Raw genomic sequence first — 17,536 nt, 5'->3', positions numbered from 1 at the left:
ACGGCTTGCAGCTCGCTGTAGCGTGCTCGATGAATGTCGGGCGCCACATTAGCTTGGACCCGAACTATTGTTATCATTGGTGTTTTTCCCTCAATGTGAAGGGATAAATTGGACTGCGTGCCAGATAAAATTGGACTGGAAGGGGTGAACAGCCACATAAGTCTGGACTGGCTCATAAATGAGAAACGGGCACACGCCACATTCGGGCGCGAGGCTTTGTGGAACCCCACTGAGGGCTAAGCCAGCCGCAACACGTGCCGTTTTGGCATGCGTCACATAGGCGGGCATCTCGATCATATTTGGCGTTACGGCCTTCGCCGCCCTTACCGCTTCGCGTGCAGTGAGCTTGTCAGCTACCTGCCGTGCGGCCTTTTCTTGCTCTTGGTCGCGTGCGCGCTTCTGCTTATCTCGTTCTGCGATGAGAATTGTTATGTTCGGCATGCCGAGTGGCTTGCGGAACATGCAGTCGTGGCAGTTCCGGTCGTAAAAATCGATTGCCGTATCAGCCAGATCAAAAGCGGCCATACCGCCAGCTGGTGCGTGAGGACACTCGATAAGATGGTGCCCTATAGGTAGGCCGGTCTGCTGTTCAACGAGGCCGACGCCGCCGTGCTTGACGATTTTGGCATGGGCGCACCAGTTGTGAATGAGCTTCATGGTCCTGAGATTATTTTCTCCGGACTCCATTGCCTCCTTGATTCGGTCGCGCTTCATGGGCTCCCCACCGACAATCCAAAGACACCGATTCCAAGTAGCAAGGTAATCTAATTTCGCAGTTCCGATTAGCCATCCTCTGACGCGTTTATTCAAACTGGCCTACAGCGCGCCGCTGATAGCCTCGGTTGTTAGAGGCGCGCTTTGCCGACGAAGATCGTCTCGACTGCAGTCTTCATGTTGTCGTAGATGCCGCGCCCGCAAGTACCCTTGAACAGCGCGAACGCCCGGTCGTGGGCGTCGAACACCATCTCCTGCGTCTCGCGCGGGTAGCACCGCACAAACAGCATGCGGCTGTGGCACAGCCGGACGTGGGCGGCCTTCACCATCACCGTCACGCCATTGAGCAGAACCACCTCGTGGCTCCAGTCGAACTGATAGGCTTCTCCCGGCGCAAAGCTCAGCGGGACGTAGGCCGCAGCCGTCGATTGTCCACGGTCCGTACTCCATCGTCTGGCGTAACGCCGCACGGCATCGTAGCCACCGTCGTAACCGCGGCCGCGCAGCTCTTCGAAGATCCGGATCAGCGTCAGTTGCTCGCGAGCGGCCTTGGTCGCATTGGCCGCCAGCACCCTGTCGAGCTCTGCTGCCCATCGTCCCAGCTTCGGACGCGGCTGAACCGCACGCTCATACTCGAACGATGTCTCGCCCGACCTCAGCACCTTCCGCACCGTGTTCCGAGATACCTTCAGGTCCCGGGCGATCTCCTTGATCGTCTTGCCCTTGATGAAATGCTCGCGCCGTATCCGGGCAATCGTCTCCACGATCAGCATCTCCGACCACCTGCTTTGTTAAGAAGCAGGCAGCGCAACAGACCAACATTAGGGGGTCAATTTTGGACGCCGATCCCCCGGCTTAGGGGGTCAATATTGCAAGCCGAATGACATTCGGGGAAATGAACGGCGGCGACGTGTCGTACATTGATCGATTGGCTGTTAAAACTTAATGGTCGTCCGCATCCCGAACACTAAGGCATCCGGAACTGGCGATGTGCTGGCAGGATTGAGCGGGCTCGGAACATTGCCTCCAGGATGCATGATGTACTGGATGTTGGGCTGAAAAAACCAGTTGTCGGCGACCTCCCACTGATAGGTCCATTCCAGAGCGGCCTCGAAGTTGCGCACCGGCATCTGCGTTCCCGCGATGCCAGCAAGGTCTCGGTCGAAGGCCGCTGACTGCGGGGAGATGCGGCCGTAGGCGAACGCAATACCCATCGTGTCGTCCGGGCGAGATGCAATCGGGCCTTTGAAGGTCACTCCGCCATCCAAATAGAGATCAATGACGTTCTGTGCGCCGGGAGCCCACGTCCCTCGCAAAAAACACTCAAGCTTTGATCGCTTCCACTCGCGGATCGCCACAACATCTGATCGACAACGCCATAAACCGCGTAGTTTCCGCGATGCTGCAGCGGAAGACCTCCAGATACGGCCAGCAATGAGCTTTGCGTGTCGAAACGCTGATCGGCGAACAAGCCCGTATGGATCATTGCGCCGATCTTGATGGCGCCAGGTAGATCCGTGGCAGATGATTGTCCGCGCAACGCCGCCCTGCGGGAGCCCTCCTGATTCGGATTTTCCCGCATTCCGTTGGCGTGCTCTTGACCATACAGGTAGGTCAATTCCGCGATAAAGAGGGGCGGATCGTTCACACGCAATGCAACACCAAACGGATCGCGCTGCACTGGATTTCCGATTCCCGGCCCAGCTGGATCGCCGTTGAAGATCGCAGCCTTGAAGGCGAGCTCTTTGGTTGGCGAGAACTGGATGCGTGCCCCCGGCGTGGCTTCCGGATACGCGGGGCCGCCGCTCGGAAGGTTCTGGGCAGTGCTGGCCGGCCACCCGAATGTGGCGTTGACGAATAGATTGGCATTCTGACTGACCAGAAACTCTTGCGCAGCCGTGAACTGACCGACGCGCAGGTTGATCAGGCTTCCGATCTTTTGTTCGACCCAGAGGTTGAACAACCGCGTCGAGGAGGGGCTTCGATCCCGCTTGTAGTCATGAGATTATTGAGATTGCGGGTGCTGAATTGCGTTCCGTGAATTTGATGGAAACTGGCGTGAAAGGTCCCTCCCATCCAGCCCACCAGCTTTTCGAGGTCTGCATCTATAATGACGCCGAAGCGGCCGTCATAACCTGACCCCCGCAGCACCCCGCCCACAGGGTTTCCAAAAGGGTCACTGTAGTAGGAAAACGTGAACTGCAGTCCTGCTTGCTCCAATCGGGAGCGAAGGCCTCCCGGATTGGTCAGTTGACGCAGGGCTCCGAGCAGCGAGGACTCCATAAACACGGGCGTGGACGCCGCTGTTCCGGGCCTTGATGAGTCATTTTGCGCCAACGCAGCACCACTAGCAAATGCAGCAACGGTGGCGACAATCGCGCGCCTCGCAATGGAAGCGATGCGCTCCGAACAGGCCATCTGAACCATCTCGGTGTCTCCATAAACCACTCGCGAGAGGACATCGAACTCATTGGAGCCTGGGATCCGGAAAACGACTACACGTAGAAGCTGCGGTGTCCTTCATCATGCTCCAGGGACAAGTTTCTTGGGCGCCTTCCACAGCCGTCTTCTCCGCATCGTTATATCCAACAAAAGCAGGATCCGCCGCCGATTCGGCTCCGGGGGAGACGAATCGGCGCTTTCCAAGTTGGATGGAGGGTGCAGAAGCCCATCCGACACGCCTGCCGTCGTCGCCATAGTCGGCGGGGGAGCGCTTGTGCTGCCTTGGAGGGGACATCTTGGGCGCAAATCCGGGTGATGATCCCGCCGATCCACAATTGCGAACGAAATAAAGCGTCAAGCGCGGTCGACCTCACCGGCGCGTCCGCGTTGCCAATGCTGGGGCAGCCGGGTGAAATTGCAGTGTAGGCGCAACCTAGCGAGACCAGCAGGCAGGCTGCCCAGAGGAAACAGTCCAAACTTATGTGGCGCTGAGTCCAGCCTCACTGGCGCGAGTCCAAACTTATGCGGCGCCCAACAATGAATTGGCGCACCCGACACGATTCGAACGTGTGACCTTTGCCTTCGGAGGGCAACGCTCTATCCAGCTGAGCTACGGGTGCATGCTGTTCATTTAGCCGATTGTCCGGGCGTCGGCAACGCCCGGCTTGGCCAGTTTGGATCAAAATGGCTGCGTTGGGGCGCGATGTTCTTGTGAAGCGGCGGTCAGGGCCTCGCCTCCTGTCGGGGTGTCATTGTGCATGTCTCGGCTCGGCATTGCTGTGGCGGGCTTCTGAAACAAAGGCTCACGTTTGTCCCCTGGTTGGTTATCGGGGGCTCAGGCCGACCACCATGCAGGCCTTGGCCGGCGTTTTCGACGCGCAATTCCGGCTTGGCGATTGAACAATCGGCGCGCCAGCTCCGACTCATCGATATTCGATGCTTTTGGAGGTTGCTATGATCATTGTTCCGAAGCCCGCGATCGATCTCGCCAATGCCGAGAAGAAACAGTCGGCGTTTCTCGACCTCCGCATCATCTGCGCCGCGGGCCTCTTCGTCGCCATCCTCTTGCTGACCTACGGTATCGACCTCAGCCCCGGACTTTTCTGAACCGGCCCTGACGTTAACGCAGCGGTGTGCGCGTCCCGGTGCTGAAGAATGGCTGACGCTTTCCGCGACGCGGTGAGAAACGCGAATTTGCTCCTTGCCTACGGTTTGTCCAGCAGGACCAGTTCGACGCCGCCTTCCTCAAGAATGACGCGCGAGCGCAGAAACGATTCGCCCCAAACCGCATCTTCCAGCGCCGGTTCGGGAGATACCAGCCGCGCAATGCCGGTTTGAACGATCGCCCGTGCGCAGTCGATGCACGGAAAGAAGGTGCTGGCGATAGTTGCGCCCTGCAGCGGTCGGCCTTGCCGCGCAGCGGCAAAGATCGCGTTGCGTTCGGCATGCTCCATCCAGACGAAACGCCCGTCGCCCTCATGACGCCAGGCGAGATCGGCGACGTCTTTGGGGAAGGTGTTGCAGGCCGCAATTGGCTCGCCGTCGTCGCAGGTCAGGATGATGGCGCCGACCTGTCGAATGCGGTTCGGACTTTGCCTGGCTGCGGCTGTGGCCAGGCCGAGCAGCGCGTAGATGTCCAGACCGGTCTCAGTTGATTGCATGGTCACAGTCCCTCTGGGGAAATACCTCCCCAACCAAGGCCACGATCGCGAGGCCGCTGCAACAGAGATGATCAACTGCGCAAATAATGGAGCTGTGCGAAAAATTCGCACGAATATCGCGAAATATAGCGCTGGCGCGCACGGGGAATTGCGTGGTTAATTTTCTGAAGTTGGCTTAACCGGCGGCGCAGCCCGCAAGTCGAGGGGTCCACAGCATGTCGTCCTTCAACCGTCGCGATGTCATCAAGGGTGCTCTGACCGCCACAACGGCGCTGGGCCTCGGGCCGATCCTCAGCGTGGAAAGCTTCTCCCAGACAAAATCGGTGCTCAATCTGCAACTGGGCTGGCTGTCGTCGGGCAACCAGCTCGGCGAGGTCTGCGCCAAGGCGCTGGGCTATTACGAGGCCGAAGGCATCGAGCTCAAGCTGCAGCCGGGCGGGCCGAACATCGACGGCGTCGCCGTCGTGGCCGCCGGCCGTTATGAGGCCGGCCAGGTTTCCTCGAGCCCGTCGCTGATGCTGGCGGTGTCGCAGGATATTCCGATCAAGTGCTTCGCCAGCGGCGCGCAGATCCACCCCTACACGTTCTTTTCGCTGAATAAGAATCCCGTGCGCGAGCCCAAGGATCTGATCGGGAAGAAGGTCGGCATCCAGTCGACCGGCGTGATCCTGCTGCGGGCGCTGCTGGCCAAGAACAAGATCGCGGAAAAGGATGTCACCATCATCCCGATCGGCGCCGACATGACGCCGCTGCTCACCGGCCAGGTCGATGTGGTCACCGGCTGGCTGACCAACACCACGGCCCTGAAGGTGATCGGCGACCAGCGCGTCGACATGCGGCTGTGGGACACCGGCGTCAGGCTCTATGCGCTGCCTTATTACGCCACTGTCGACACCCTGACGAAAAAGCCGGAGATGCTGGCCAAGTTTCTGCGGGCGACGTCGAAGGGGTGGGCATTCGCGCGCAGCGAGCCGGACAAGGCGGTGGATTTCCTGGTCAAGGAATTCCCCAACCTGGACCGTGCCGACGAGATCGAAGCCGCGAAAGTCATGCTGCAATACGCCTTCTCCGACACCACCAAGACCGGGGGATGGGGCGCCATGGATCCAGCGGTATGGCAGGAGCAGATCGCGCTCTATGCCGAGCTCGGCCAGTTCACCAAACGGGTGCCGAAGCTCGATGAGGTGATGACTCTCGACATTCTGAAGATGACTGCCGACAGCCGCGCCAAGCTCGGTTGACAGGGATATGCCCATGACCGCCCCCGCCATCGACTGCCGCGGCGTCTCGGTCCGTTTCATGACCGAGCGCCGCACCGTCACGGCACTGGAGGACGTGTCGTTCTCGGTGCAGCCCGGTGGCTTTACCAGCCTGCTCGGCCCATCGGGCTGCGGCAAGTCCACGCTGCTGCGGGTGGTTGCGGATCTGATCGCTCCGTCGGAGGGGCAAACGTCGGTGCTCGGATCGACGCCGGAAGACGCCCGCCGCGCGCGCGCCTTCGGCTTCGTGTTTCAGGATGCGGCGCTGTTGCCGTGGCGCACGGCTCTGCAGAATGTGGAGCTGCCGCTCGAGGTCGGTGGACGCCGCGCGCTGGCGCCGGGTGCGGCGACGCCGCGCGAGTTGATGGCACTGGTCGGGCTCGCCGGCTGGGAAAACAGTTTTCCGCATGAATTGTCCGGCGGCATGCGCCAGCGCGTATCCATTGCGCGCGCGCTGCTCGGCGGCCCGAAGCTGCTGCTGATGGACGAGCCCTTTGGTGCACTCGATGAAATCACCCGCGACCGGCTCAACGCCGAACTGCGGCGCATCTGGGCGGAGACGGGTACGACCATCCTGTTCGTGACCCACTCGGTCTACGAGGCGGTATTCCTCGCCGAGCACGTGCTGGTGCTGTCGGCCAATCCCGGCCGCGTCGCCGCATGGGAACAGATCGACCTGCCGCGCGACCGCGATCTCAGCATTCGCGACACCGCCGAATTCGTGACCATCGCCGCGCGGCTGCGCGCCCATCTGGGGAGTGTGCATTGACCGCTATCTCCAGCAACGACACCCTGCTGACGTCGCGCGAGGTCAGCATCAAGGCCGCGGAGGATATCTACCGCACACAGCAGCGCCGCGCCCGGATGCGCCGCCGGCTGCTGCCGGTCGCGGGAATCCTGGCGCTGATCGGCGCCTGGGCGGCCGTTGTTTACATCCTCAAGGTGCCGACCTTCGTGGCGCCGTCGCCGCAACTCGTCGCCGCGACGCTGGTCAGCAAGTTCAGCATCCTGATGGCCAACCTGTGGCCGACCGCCGTCGAGGCGCTGTCCGGCTTCCTGCTCGGCAACCTCTCGGCGATCATCATCGCCACGGTGTTCGTGCACAAGAAGTCCATGGAGCAGGCGTTCTTCCCGGTGGTGGTGCTGGTCAACTCCATCCCCGTCGTCGCCAAGGCGCCGATCCTCGTGCTGCTGCTCGGTAACGGCATGGAGCCGAAGATCGCCATCGCCGCGCTGGTCTGCTTCTTCCCCACGCTGGTAAACATGGTGCGCGGGCTGGAATCGGTGAATCCGCAGTCGCTCGAACTGATGAAGGTGCTCTCGGCCTCGAAGACCGAGATCTTCTTCAAGCTGCGTCTCTTGAACTCGGTGCCTTACCTGTTCTCGGCGCTGAAGATCGCCGCCTCGACGGCGGTGATCGGCGCCATCGTCGGCGAATGGATCGGCTCGACCACGGGCATCGGCGCGCTGATCATCCAGTCCACCTACAACTTCGACAGTGCGATGCTCTACGCCACCGTGATCGTCGGCTCGGCATTCTCGGTGACGTTTTTCCTGACCATCACGCTGATCGAGCGCCTCGTGATCCGCTGGCAGCCGATCGCGCCCACCTGAACGGAGAAATGCCATGTCGCATTCCGAATTCATCCCTGAATCCGCGGGATCCGTGCCGGTTGTCACCCGATCCGACGTGGTCGTGGTCGGCGGCGGTCCTGCGGGTTTCGCTGCGGCCATCGCGGCGCGGCGCGAAGGCTGTTCGGTCACGCTGATCGAGCGCTATCCCTATCTCGGCGGTCTCGCCTCGGGCGGCATGGTGCTGGTGCTCGACGACATGAACAACGGCCAGGAAGTCACCGTCACCGGCGTGTGCATGGAGATGATCGAACGCATGGCCCGAATCGGCGCCTGCGTCTATCCGCCGCCGGAAGATCGCCGTCAGGACTGGGAGGTCTACAAGCGCTGGGCGCATTGGGGCCTGTTCGATTTCCGCTCCAATGGCAAGCCGGCCGGCATTGTCATGGCCGCGGCATTCGATCCGGACGCCTGGAAGCGCACGTCCAACGACCTGATCGCCGAGGTTGGCGTCGACGTCCGGCTGCATTCGTGGTTTTCGAAGGCGATCGTGCGCGACGGCCGCATCACCGGCGTGATCTGCGACACCAAGGCCGGCCGCCAGGCGATCATGGGCGATGTCATCATCGACACCTCGGGCGATCTCGATGTCGCCGCAGCTGCCGGCGCGAAGTTCACTGACGGCGCCTACATGATCACCACGGTGTTCCGTCTCGGCGGGGTCGATACGGAACCGGCCGAGCGCTTCCGCTACGAAGATCCGGAAGCCTTTGCCAAGGTCGACAAATTGGCAAAACGCACCGTCGGCGGGTCGTGGGACCGTTGGTGGCTGAGCACGCCGCTACCGGGCGTCGTCTGGTGCAATTGCCCGCACATGACCGGCTACGACGCCATGAAGGTCGAGGACCAGACTCGCGCCGATTTCGAGGGCCGCAAGCGCATCTATGCGCTGGTCGATTTCGTCCGGGCCAACATGCCCGGCTTCGAGAAGTGTTTTGTGATTGACGTCGCGCCGCAACTCGGCGTGCGCCAGACCCGGCTGCTGGAAGGCGAATATGTCGTCACCAAGGACGATGTGAACAACCGTGTGCACTTTGCCGACACGGTGGCGCGCGGCCGCGATTACTACACGCCGTACCGTGCCATGCTGCCAAAGGAGGTCGAGGGCCTGCTGGTGGCCGGCCGGCATTACTCGGCGACGGAGTCGGCGCAAAAACTGTCGCGGGAAATTCCGCCGTGCATGTCCATGGGCCAGTCCGCCGGCGTCGCCGCCGCGCTGGCTCTGTCGTCGAACATTCCGCTGAAGCAGGTCGATCCCGCTGCGATCTGTGCCAGGGTCCGCGCCCAAGGCGGCGACCCCGGCGACATTCCCTCTGCCAATGCCCGCGTGATGGAGACTGCCGCGTGACCGACCACAGCAACATGCCGCTCGACGGCATCCGGGTGATCGACTTCACCCAGGTGATGATGGGGCCGGTGGCAACGCAGATGCTCGCCGATTACGGCGCCGACGTCATCAAGATTGAAAAGCCCGGCACCGGCGACCTGTCGCGGACCTCGTTCCCCGACGATCCGGCCGGCCTGCTCGGCCCGGTCTATTGCTCGCTGAACCGCAACAAGCGCTCCATCGTGCTCGACACCCGCAGCCCGCAGGGCAAGTCGGTGGTGCTCAAACTGATCGAGACCGCCGACGTGGTGGTCAACAATTTCCGCGCCGGCGTCATGGAACGCCTCGGTTTCGGTTACGAGGAGTTGTCGAAGATCAACCCCAAGCTGATCTATGCAGTCGGCACCGGCTTCGGCCTCACCGGTCCGTATTCTCACAAGGGCGGTCAGGATGTGCTGGCGCAGGCATTGTCCGGCACCATGCACCGCCGCTCCGATCCGCATCTGCCGCTGTCGATCTATCCGACCACCTTCGCTGACTATTCCGCCGGCATGCACATGGTGCAGGGGGTCCTGCTCGCGCTGCTGCAACGGGCCAAGACCGGCCGTGGCCAGCGCATCAGCGTCTCGCTGTACGATTCCATGCTGGCGGCGCAGACCCAAGAAGGCGCGTCGCAACTGATGCGCGGTCGCGAAGTGAACTGGGGCGCGATGCCGCTGTCCGGCGTATTCGAGACGAGCGACGGTGCCATCGCGCTGGTCGGCGCCTTCAAGGCGCAGCCGCTGCGCGACATCTGCACCGCATTGGAAATCGACGACCTGTCGCCGGATTCGCGCTTCGCCGCCCATGCGGTGCAGGTGGAGAACAAGCCGGCGCTGCACGATATCTTTCGCACGCGCTTTGCCAGCAATACCACTGCCTACTGGCTGGCGCGGCTGGAAGAGCAGGACCTGCTGTGCGCGCCGGTGCGCACCCTGACCGAAGCGCTGGCCGACGAGCAGACCGCGGTCAACGGCATGATCATGGAAGCCGATGGCGAGTTCGAGCGCGTCAGGGTGATCGGCTCGCCCATCCACATGGATGCCGCACCGGTGTCGATCCGCATTCCGCCCGCCCATCTCGGCCAGTACACGGATGCGGTGCTTGCAGAGCTGGGCATGGCCAGTCAGGCGGCCGAATAATGCCGGTCTATTTCGAGGTCACCGACCACGTCGCGCGGGTCACCATCGATCGGCCGGAGGTGCTGAACGCTGTCGATGCCGCCACCGAGCGCGAGCTCGAGGCGATCTGGCAATCCATTGAGGGCAATCGTGAGGTCCGCGCGGTGGTGCTCACCGGCGGCGGCGAGCGGGCCTTCTGCACTGGCGCCGACATGAAGAACAGCGGCAACGCGTCCGGCCTGGAATACTGGGCCGCTGGCCGCCCCAACGGCTTCGGCGGCATCGCGCTGCGCAAGACGCTTGACGTGCCGGTCATTGCGCGGGTCAACGGCCATGCTGCCGGCGGCGGTTTCGAGATGGTGCTCGGTTGCGACATCATCGTCGCGGCGGCGGAGGCGACCTTCAGCCTGCCGGAGGCGCGGGTTGGTCGCCTGCCGCTCGATGGCGGCATGACCCTGCTGCAGCGGCAGATTCCGTTTCGCGCCGCCATGGGCATCATGCTGACAGGACGGCGCGTGCCCGCACACGAGGCGCTGACCCTCGGCATCATCAATGAGGTGGTGCCGCGCGCAGCGCTGGATGACGCCGTCGACCGTTGGCTCCAGCATGTGTTGGCCTGTGCACCGCTATCGGTGCGCGCCATCAAGCAGGTGGTCCGCCTGACGCCGCATCTCAGCGCATCCGAGGCGCAGGCGACACGGCTGCCGGCGCTGGTCGAGGCGCTGGTCTCGGAAGATTCACGGGAGGGCGTGCAGGCTTTCGTTGAAAAGCGCAAGCCGAACTGGAAGGGTCGTTGAGGCGGCGGACAGCCGGGTTGTTCGCGCCGCAGGGACGTGACGACCGATGCTCCACGCTGCCGCATTGTACTATTTTCGCGAAGTCGCCCGGGTCGGCTCGATCCGCAAGGCGGCGGCAATCCTGAATGTCGCGGCCAGCGCGCTCAACCGGCAGATCATCAATCTCGAGAACCAGCTGGGGACGCCGCTGTTCGACCGGCTGCCCGGCGGCATGCGGCTGACCGTCGCCGGCGAATTGCTGCTGCGCCACGTGGTCGACACGCTGCATGATTTCGACCGCGTGCGCGTCACCATCGACGACCTGAAGGCGGCGCGCTCCGGCCACGTGGCGCTCGCGGCGCTGGACTCCCTGCTGGTGGATTTCCTGCCGCGCGCCATCGATCGCTTCCGCGTCGATTTTCCGGCGGTCACCTATTCGGTGATGGCGGCGCAGCCACCCGAAGTGCCGACCATGGTGGCGGCGGGGGACATCGACATGGGCTTCACCTTCGTCGGTCAAATCCCCCATTCGGTGCGCTTCATGGCCGAGATCTCGGCGCCGATCGGCGTGGTGATGCGGGCCGACCATCCTCTGGCCAACAAGCTTGCGGTGGATTTCGACGAAGTCAGCCGCTACCCGATGCTGGCGCAGTCCGGTCCGCTGCCCAGGGGCGCCGACATGGATGCTGCCTTTGCGACGTTCAAAAGCCAGCTCAAGCCGACCATCCTGTCCAACTCGATCCAGATGCTGAAGCTGGCCGTGATGCTGAACATGGGCGTGTCGCTGTTCACCCGGCTGGGCTTTCTGCATGAGATCGAGCAGGGCGATATCGCCTGGCGGCCGCTGAATTCACCGGGCATCAACACGCTGCGGATCGGATTGATGGTGTCGGCGCAACGAGAACTAAGCCCGCCCGCCGAACAGTTTGCCCGGCGGCTGGTGGAAGATCTGCACAAGTTCGCGGCGGTGTAACGACAGAGGACCTGTGTCCCGGACGCGGTGCAGTACGCCTCCGCAGGAGGCGTACTGCACCGCAGATCCGGGACCGTACCGGGGCGCCGGAGTCTGTGGCGATCCCGGATCTGCAGTGCACTCCGCCGCCAAAAGGCGGCGCAATGCACTGCGTCCGGGATACGTACCGGTTAATCCACGTTCTGCATGATGCTGGCGATCGGCTTGGCGTTGCTGCTGGTCTTTTGCGGCTGCGCGGCGGTCACCATCGCGTCGTATTGCGGCAGCGTGGTCAGCATCTCCTTGGGCTTGATGAACACCACCTTGTAGCCGCCGGCCTTGAGCTGGGCGAGAATCTCGGGCAGCGCGGCGGCGCTCCACTTGTGCAGGTCGTGCATCAGGATGATGCCCTTGCCGGCCTTCTTCAGCTTGGTCATCACCGAGGTCACCAGGACATCCGGCTTGTGGATGCGGAAATCCTCGGAATCGATGTCGATGGAGAACGCGGTGACGTTGCGTTCGGCGAGATAGGCCTTCAGGTCCGCCGTCTGGCGCAATTGCGGAAAGCGGAAGAACGGCGCGATCGGCGTTCCGGCCATCATCGACACGGCGCTGATGCCCTTCTCGATCTCGTCACGGGCTTCCTGCGGGGTTTTGCTCGCCAGGTTCTGGTGCGACCAGGTGTGGGAGCCGACGCTGTGGCCCGCCGCGATCACCTGCTTCAGGATATCGGGGTGCCATGTCGAGTGCTTGCCGATCGGGAAGAACACGGCCTGAACGCACTGGGCGCTCAAGGCGGCTAGCACGGCAGGCGTACTCACCGGCCACGGCCCGTCATCGAAGGTCAGCACCACTTCACCGGGCTGCAGGAAGTCGTATTCGCGGTATTGCGACATGCCGAGGCCGGGGCCGCCGGTCGTATCCAGCTGGATGGTGCGCGAGACGCCGAGCGCGTTCGGATTGTTGCAGACCGGCTTTGCAGCCGCGGTGCGCTTCTCAGCCGCTGGCGGCGTGGTCGCGACGGGCTGCACGGCCGGTGCCGCTGCAGGTTCCGCGCCGGGCTTCGGCCATCGCGCCTCGATCGCGCCGGTGGTCAGTTCCGTCCTGGCACCGGTGGCATTCGCCTCGGTCTGCGCCGGGGTGTGGCCCATATAGTGCCGGGCGGCGACGGCGACCGAGCCCACGGCCGCCAGGCAGCCGGCGGCAACAAGAATTGTCTGTTTACGCATGTTCACTCCGGAGTCCCGCGTCTCAAGCCCTCCACAACATCCGGCGAAATAGTTAATCGGCGGTGTTTTATGAAAAATTGAAATGATTGAGGCGCGTGGGGGAGAGCCTGGTATCCTCTGCAGTTTCCCGGGCCAAATCGCTCAAGTTTGCCTCTGCGCCGGGCTCGCGCATCGCGCGGATCAGTTCGATCGGGTACCTGCGATGCCTTGCCGCAGGTATTATTTGCGTGCTGCCCGAACCGCCGACGGTATCGGGCGGGGGCGTCCCAACATGACTTTTGCGCAGAGCGAACCATGTATTGCAGCGCACGAGCCACCCAGGTGGGAACGAAGCGAGGCTCGCCAGGTTGTTATGGCGAGACCTCGGGGTGCCGCTCTCTGGCGGCAAGCATGGCGCGCATTTTGACGAACCATCCATGGGTCGGCGTGTGCGCAAATTGCCCGCGCCGTTGTCTGCGGAGCCTTGTTTTCAAGGGCTTTTGAGCAGGCGGCATCTTTCTTGTGATTCGTCATTCAATTTTGTGACGATTCGACGTTGACAGCTTCGATGGCGGGCGCCTATAACCCGGCCACTGAGCGCGGCGGCGCCGGGGCCTACGGGTCCAGGCGCATCGTAGTGTTTCACAAGCTCCTCAACGCGAAGAGTGAATCAACAGCCGACAGGTTTCGGTTGGGATTTGGCGTCGTGTTGAGGTGTCGGTTTCGTCACGAAGCCGACGGCCTCCTTTGATGGGTGATTTGCGGGAATTTCGAAAGAATGACCTTCAAATTATTCTGAAAAAGAGGGTTGCTTCCTTCCTCCGGGAGGTCTAAAGGTTCGCTCCCTTCGGGGCGCTGGTGTTCTTCGGAACACAGCCTGATGACCTTCACTTTGGAAGATATCAGTACGAATTTTCTCTCTTAGGGGAGGGCGATGTTTTGCGACATCGGGTTGTTTGACAAGTTTAGATGAAGAAAGAGAAACGTGGACGGCGGAGTCCTTGCGGGTCTTGATCTCTAGTCATTCGGCGCAAGCTTGTGATTTTGGATTGAGGCCGGACGAAAGACTTCGGCGGTACACGTTTTGATACAAAGGTTACACCATCGTTGTTTGCGCTGTGAAGCGCGGACGGCAGGTTGGTCAGGCTTCGGTTTGATTGACCAAGTATGGTGGGACCTCGTCAATACGATGTGATCAGCCGGTTCAAAGTTCAAGTCCAACTTGAGAGTTTGATCCTGGCTCAGAGCGAACGCTGGCGGCAGGCTTAACACATGCAAGTCGAACGGGCATAGCAATATGTCAGTGGCAGACGGGTGAGTAACGCGTGGGAACATACCTCTTGGTTCGGAACAACACAGGGAAACTTGTGCTAATACCGGATAAGCCCTTACGGGGAAAGATTTATCGCCGAGAGATTGGCCCGCGTCTGATTAGCTAGTTGGTGTGGTAAAAGCGCACCAAGGCGACGATCAGTAGCTGGTCTGAGAGGATGATCAGCCACATTGGGACTGAGACACGGCCCAAACTCCTACGGGAGGCAGCAGTGGGGAATATTGGACAATGGGCGCAAGCCTGATCCAGCCATGCCGCGTGAGTGATGAAGGCCCTAGGGTTGTAAAGCTCTTTTGTGCGGGAAGATAATGACGGTACCGCAAGAATAAGCCCCGGCTAACTTCGTGCCAGCAGCCGCGGTAATACGAAGGGGGCTAGCGTTGCTCGGAATCACTGGGCGTAAAGGGTGCGTAGGCGGGTTTCTAAGTCAGAGGTGAAATCCTGGAGCTCAACTCCAGAACTGCCTTTGATACTGGAAGTCTTGAGTATGGGAGAGGTGAGTGGAACTGCGAGTGTAGAGGTGAAATTCGTAGATATTCGCAAGAACACCAGTGGCGAAGGCGGCTCACTGGCCCATTACTGACGCTGAGGCACGAAAGCGTGGGGAGCAAACAGGATTAGATACCCTGGTAGTCCACGCCGTAAACGATGAATGCCAGCCGTTAGTGGGTTTACTCACTAGTGGCGCAGCTAACGCTTTAAGCATTCCGCCTGGGGAGTACGGTCGCAAGATTAAAACTCAAAGGAATTGACGGGGGCCCGCACAAGCGGTGGAGCATGTGGTTTAATTCGACGCAACGCGCAGAACCTTACCAGCCCTTGACATGTCCAGGACCGGTCGCAGAGATGTGACCTTCTCTTCGGAGCCTGGAGCACAGGTGCTGCATGGCTGTCGTCAGCTCGTGTCGTGAGATGTTGGGTTAAGTCCCGCAACGAGCGCAACCCCCGTCCTTAGTTGCTACCATTTAGTTGAGCACTCTAGGGAGACTGCCGGTGATAAGCCGCGAGGAAGGTGGGGATGACGTCAAGTCCTCATGGCCCTTACGGGCTGGGCTACACACGTGCTACAATGGCGGTGACAATGGGACGCTAAGGGGCAACCCCTCGCAAATCTCAAAAAGCCGTCTCAGTTCGGATTGGGCTCTGCAACTCGAGCCCATGAAGTTGGAATCGCTAGTAATCGTGGATCAGCATGCCACGGTGAATACGTTCCCGGGCCTTGTACACACCGCCCGTCACACCATGGGAGTTGGTTCTACCTGAAGGCAGTGCGCTAACCGCAAGGGGGCAGCTGACCACGGTAGGGTCAGCGACTGGGGTGAAGTCGTAACAAGGTAGCCGTAGGGGAACCTGCGGCTGGATCACCTCCTTTCTAAGGATGGATCTTCAGTGCTTGCACTATCGATCCTCTTTTGAAACATCAGTGGCCAACGGTTTTCGGATCGTTAGGCTGCATTGGCGGGACACCGCCGTCTTCGTTTCTCTTTCTTCGCGGACGAACACACGCTGGGGCGTGCTTGTGACGTTCCTGGTGCAAGCCGGGATACGCTGGGCAGCCCTTTGTAGTTAGGGCTTGTAGCTCAGTTGGTTAGAGCGCGCGCTTGATAAGCGTGAGGTCGGAAGTTCAAGTCTTCCCAGGCCCACCAGCCTTTGCTTGCGCAAGCGAGCTGGCGAAGACGAACGATCGACCAATCACTGTTCAAGCCGAGTTCTTCTGGAACGGGGGCATAGCTCAGCTGGGAGAGCGCGTGCTTTGCAAGCATGAGGTCGTCGGTTCGATCCCGTCTGCCTCCACCAGAAACTTTTCTGATGGATGGCGATGAGATCTTTCTGACCATTCAACTTTCTTCATCCAGTGTGTTCACAGCATGCGCCATCGGGCAGCAGCTGTTTGAAAGTCCGCGGAACATCGTTTCGCATGACGTGTCCTTCGGGATGCGGCGTGCGTGATTTCTGACATCGTAAAGAGGAGATCGATCCGAATAGAGGATCTGCAGAGCAATCTGCGGTACCATCTATGTAATCTCCAAGATTGTTTTCACGAACGCTTTGCTTGCATCGCTTCCGTGACAAACGTCTTTTCCAACGAAGCTTGACCGCCTCGTTGTCGGTTCGATCTTACGAAGCAAGCTGGTCTTTCTAATCATATCCGCTGCTTGAAGTGCGCCTGGGCTTGACCGCCTGGCGTGCGGTTTTGCGTTTTCGACCCTGTGTCTCTGACACTCGGGTTGTTACGCAAGCAGCAAGCGGTTCCCATTCTGCCGAGTGGGGTGGATATAGATAATGAGAGCAATCAAGTGCCTTAAGGGTGTTCGGTGGATGCCTTGGCGATGAGAGGCGATGAAGGACGTGCTACGCTGCGATAAGCCGTGGGGAGCTGCGAAGAAGCTTTGATCCACGGATTTCCGAATGGGGAAACCCACCTTCGATAGCCGGAACTCTAAATGCATCATGCCGCAAGGTGTGGTGGATTTGGATTTCCGGTTATCAGTTGAAGGTATGGAGCTCCTGAATTCATAGGGGGTTCTAAGCGAACTCGGGGAACTGAAACATCTAAGTACCCGAAGGAAAGGACATCAACAGAGACTCCGTTAGTAGTGGCGAGCGAACGCGGACCAGGCCAGTGGTATATCAAAGACAACCGGAAGCAGTCAGGAAAGCTGTACCTCAGAGGGTGATAGTCCCGTACGGGTAATGCAATGATATATCCTAGAGTAAGGCGGGACACGTGTAATCCTGTCTGAACGTGGGGGACCACCCTCCAAGCCTAAGTACTCCTCATCGACCGATAGTGAACTAGTACCGTGAGGGAAAGGTGAAAAGCACCCCGACGAGGGGAGTGAAATAGACCTGAAACCGGACACCTACAAACAGATGGAGCCCAAGATACGTTCTGGGTGACATCGTACCTTTTGTATTATGGGCCAGCGACTTAATTTAACGAGCAAGCTTAAGCCGATAGGTGTATGCGCAGCGAAAGCGAGTCTGAATAGGGCGTTAAGTTCGTTGTATTAGACCCGAAACCTAGTGATCTAGCCATGGGCAGGTTGAAGGTGAGGTAACACTCACTGG

At 60.6% G+C, this 17,536-nt stretch carries 14 protein-coding genes, 3 tRNA genes, 2 rRNA genes and 1 pseudogene (1 of these 20 only partly in view); 12 read left to right on the top strand and 8 right to left on the bottom strand.

Annotation, left to right across the window (positions count from 1 at the left end; genetic code table 11):
- Positions 1-90 precede the first annotated feature (90 nt).
- The 6 genes and pseudogenes from ONR75_RS32255 to ONR75_RS32230 form a co-directional block, all read right to left on the bottom strand.
- Positions 91-714 carry a hypothetical protein gene (locus tag ONR75_RS32255; RefSeq protein WP_265080821.1) on the bottom strand — a complete coding sequence of 208 codons (624 nt, stop codon included), beginning with the start codon at positions 712-714 and terminating at the stop codon, positions 91-93.
- A 137-nt stretch (positions 715-851) separates the two neighbouring features.
- Positions 852-1,487, bottom strand: a pseudogene (gene istA, locus ONR75_RS32250) (IS21 family transposase); the annotation flags it as partial.
- Positions 1,488-1,649: 162 nt separating this feature from the next.
- Positions 1,650-2,072 carry a carbohydrate porin gene (locus ONR75_RS32245; protein ID WP_265080820.1) on the bottom strand — a complete coding sequence of 141 codons (423 nt, stop codon included), beginning with the start codon at positions 2,070-2,072 and terminating at the stop codon, positions 1,650-1,652.
- Positions 1,967-2,677: a carbohydrate porin gene (locus ONR75_RS32240; protein WP_265080819.1), complete on the bottom strand. Its 711-nt coding sequence runs from the start codon at positions 2,675-2,677 to the stop codon at positions 1,967-1,969. The genes ONR75_RS32245 and ONR75_RS32240 overlap by 106 nt, the downstream gene beginning before the upstream one ends.
- Complete coding sequence (locus ONR75_RS32235; protein ID WP_265080818.1) at positions 2,638-3,141, bottom strand: carbohydrate porin; 504 nt, start codon at positions 3,139-3,141, stop codon at positions 2,638-2,640. The genes ONR75_RS32240 and ONR75_RS32235 overlap by 40 nt, the downstream gene beginning before the upstream one ends.
- Positions 3,142-3,699: 558 nt before the next feature.
- Positions 3,700-3,776, bottom strand: a tRNA-Arg gene (locus ONR75_RS32230).
- Between the two features lie 334 nt (positions 3,777-4,110).
- Between ONR75_RS32230 and ONR75_RS32225 the strand changes: the two genes are divergently transcribed.
- Positions 4,111-4,263: a hypothetical protein gene (locus ONR75_RS32225; RefSeq protein ID WP_265080817.1), complete on the top strand. Its 153-nt coding sequence runs from the start codon at positions 4,111-4,113 to the stop codon at positions 4,261-4,263.
- 98 nt (positions 4,264-4,361) lie between these two features.
- Here ONR75_RS32225 and ONR75_RS32220 read toward each other — a convergent pair whose 3' ends face one another.
- Positions 4,362-4,817 carry a deoxycytidylate deaminase gene (locus tag ONR75_RS32220; RefSeq protein ID WP_265080816.1) on the bottom strand — a complete coding sequence of 152 codons (456 nt, stop codon included), beginning with the start codon at positions 4,815-4,817 and terminating at the stop codon, positions 4,362-4,364.
- Between the two features lie 215 nt (positions 4,818-5,032).
- Between ONR75_RS32220 and ONR75_RS32215 the strand changes: the two genes are divergently transcribed.
- Genes ONR75_RS32215 through ONR75_RS32185 form a run of 7 tightly spaced genes read left to right on the top strand, consistent with a single transcriptional unit; the run spans position 5,033 to position 11,944 of the window.
- The gene (locus ONR75_RS32215; RefSeq protein WP_265080815.1) at positions 5,033-6,058 is read left to right on the top strand and encodes an ABC transporter substrate-binding protein; all 1,026 of its coding nucleotides are present in this window, start codon (positions 5,033-5,035) and stop codon (positions 6,056-6,058) included.
- Between the two features lie 13 nt (positions 6,059-6,071).
- The gene (locus ONR75_RS32210) at positions 6,072-6,845 is read left to right on the top strand and encodes an ABC transporter ATP-binding protein (RefSeq protein WP_413776414.1); all 774 of its coding nucleotides are present in this window, start codon (positions 6,072-6,074) and stop codon (positions 6,843-6,845) included.
- Positions 6,842-7,690: an ABC transporter permease gene (locus ONR75_RS32205; RefSeq protein ID WP_265080814.1), complete on the top strand. Its 849-nt coding sequence runs from the start codon at positions 6,842-6,844 to the stop codon at positions 7,688-7,690. The genes ONR75_RS32210 and ONR75_RS32205 overlap by 4 nt, the downstream gene beginning before the upstream one ends.
- A gap of 13 nt (positions 7,691-7,703) precedes the next feature.
- A complete protein-coding gene (locus ONR75_RS32200; protein ID WP_265080813.1) occupies positions 7,704-9,056 on the top strand; it encodes an FAD-dependent oxidoreductase in 1,353 nt (450 codons plus the stop codon).
- A gap of 14 nt (positions 9,057-9,070) precedes the next feature.
- A complete protein-coding gene (locus tag ONR75_RS32195; RefSeq protein ID WP_265083881.1) occupies positions 9,071-10,216 on the top strand; it encodes a CaiB/BaiF CoA transferase family protein in 1,146 nt (381 codons plus the stop codon).
- Positions 10,216-10,992, top strand: a complete 777-nt coding sequence (locus ONR75_RS32190; protein WP_265080812.1) for an enoyl-CoA hydratase-related protein — start codon at positions 10,216-10,218, stop codon at positions 10,990-10,992. Before ONR75_RS32195 ends, ONR75_RS32190 begins: the two co-directional genes overlap by 1 nt.
- 46 nt (positions 10,993-11,038) lie before the next feature.
- On the top strand, positions 11,039-11,944 hold the full coding sequence (locus tag ONR75_RS32185; RefSeq protein ID WP_265080811.1) for a LysR family transcriptional regulator: 906 nt from the start codon (positions 11,039-11,041) through the stop codon (positions 11,942-11,944).
- Positions 11,945-12,114: 170 nt separating this feature from the next.
- On the opposite strand, the gene ONR75_RS32180 is transcribed toward ONR75_RS32185, so the two are convergent.
- Complete coding sequence (locus tag ONR75_RS32180) at positions 12,115-13,152, bottom strand: polysaccharide deacetylase family protein (RefSeq protein WP_265080810.1); 1,038 nt, start codon at positions 13,150-13,152, stop codon at positions 12,115-12,117.
- 1,197 nt (positions 13,153-14,349) lie between these two features.
- On the opposite strand from ONR75_RS32180, the gene ONR75_RS32175 reads away from it, so the two are divergent.
- From ONR75_RS32175 to ONR75_RS32160, 4 genes are all read left to right on the top strand, one after another.
- A 16S ribosomal RNA gene (locus tag ONR75_RS32175) occupies positions 14,350-15,836 on the top strand.
- Positions 15,837-16,033: 197 nt separating this feature from the next.
- Positions 16,034-16,110: transfer RNA gene (locus tag ONR75_RS32170), tRNA-Ile, on the top strand.
- Between the two features lie 75 nt (positions 16,111-16,185).
- Positions 16,186-16,261, top strand: a tRNA-Ala gene (locus ONR75_RS32165).
- Positions 16,262-16,755: 494 nt separating this feature from the next.
- Positions 16,756-17,536 (top strand): 23S ribosomal RNA (locus tag ONR75_RS32160) (it continues 2,037 nt past the right edge of the window).
- Together the 16S and 23S rRNA genes with 2 tRNA genes alongside form the textbook arrangement of a ribosomal RNA operon.

The organism is Rhodopseudomonas sp. P2A-2r (genome assembly GCF_026015985.1).
Classification (GTDB): Bacteria; Pseudomonadota; Alphaproteobacteria; order Rhizobiales; family Xanthobacteraceae; genus Tardiphaga.
The sequence above is the reverse complement of the archived record's forward strand: the minus strand, read 5'-3'. Positions and strand labels throughout refer to the sequence as shown.

Excerpts from the sequence above, each read along its gene's own strand:
- ONR75_RS32225 (WP_265080817.1), top strand. The coding sequence starts at position 4,111 with ATGATCATTGTTCCGAAGCCCGCGATCGATCTCGCCAATGCCGAGAAG.
- ONR75_RS32220 (WP_265080816.1), bottom strand. The coding sequence starts at position 4,817 with ATGCAATCAACTGAGACCGGTCTGGACATCTACGCGCTGCTCGGCCTG.
- ONR75_RS32185 (WP_265080811.1), top strand. The coding sequence starts at position 11,039 with ATGCTCCACGCTGCCGCATTGTACTATTTTCGCGAAGTCGCCCGGGTC.
- ONR75_RS32235 (WP_265080818.1), bottom strand. The coding sequence starts at position 3,141 with ATGGTTCAGATGGCCTGTTCGGAGCGCATCGCTTCCATTGCGAGGCGC.
- ONR75_RS32255 (WP_265080821.1), bottom strand. The coding sequence starts at position 714 with ATGAAGCGCGACCGAATCAAGGAGGCAATGGAGTCCGGAGAAAATAAT.
- ONR75_RS32210 (WP_413776414.1), top strand. The coding sequence starts at position 6,072 with ATGACCGCCCCCGCCATCGACTGCCGCGGCGTCTCGGTCCGTTTCATG.
- ONR75_RS32180 (WP_265080810.1), bottom strand. The coding sequence starts at position 13,152 with ATGCGTAAACAGACAATTCTTGTTGCCGCCGGCTGCCTGGCGGCCGTG.
- ONR75_RS32215 (WP_265080815.1), top strand. The coding sequence starts at position 5,033 with ATGTCGTCCTTCAACCGTCGCGATGTCATCAAGGGTGCTCTGACCGCC.
- ONR75_RS32190 (WP_265080812.1), top strand. The coding sequence starts at position 10,216 with ATGCCGGTCTATTTCGAGGTCACCGACCACGTCGCGCGGGTCACCATC.
- ONR75_RS32195 (WP_265083881.1), top strand. The coding sequence starts at position 9,071 with ATGCCGCTCGACGGCATCCGGGTGATCGACTTCACCCAGGTGATGATG.
- ONR75_RS32200 (WP_265080813.1), top strand. The coding sequence starts at position 7,704 with ATGTCGCATTCCGAATTCATCCCTGAATCCGCGGGATCCGTGCCGGTT.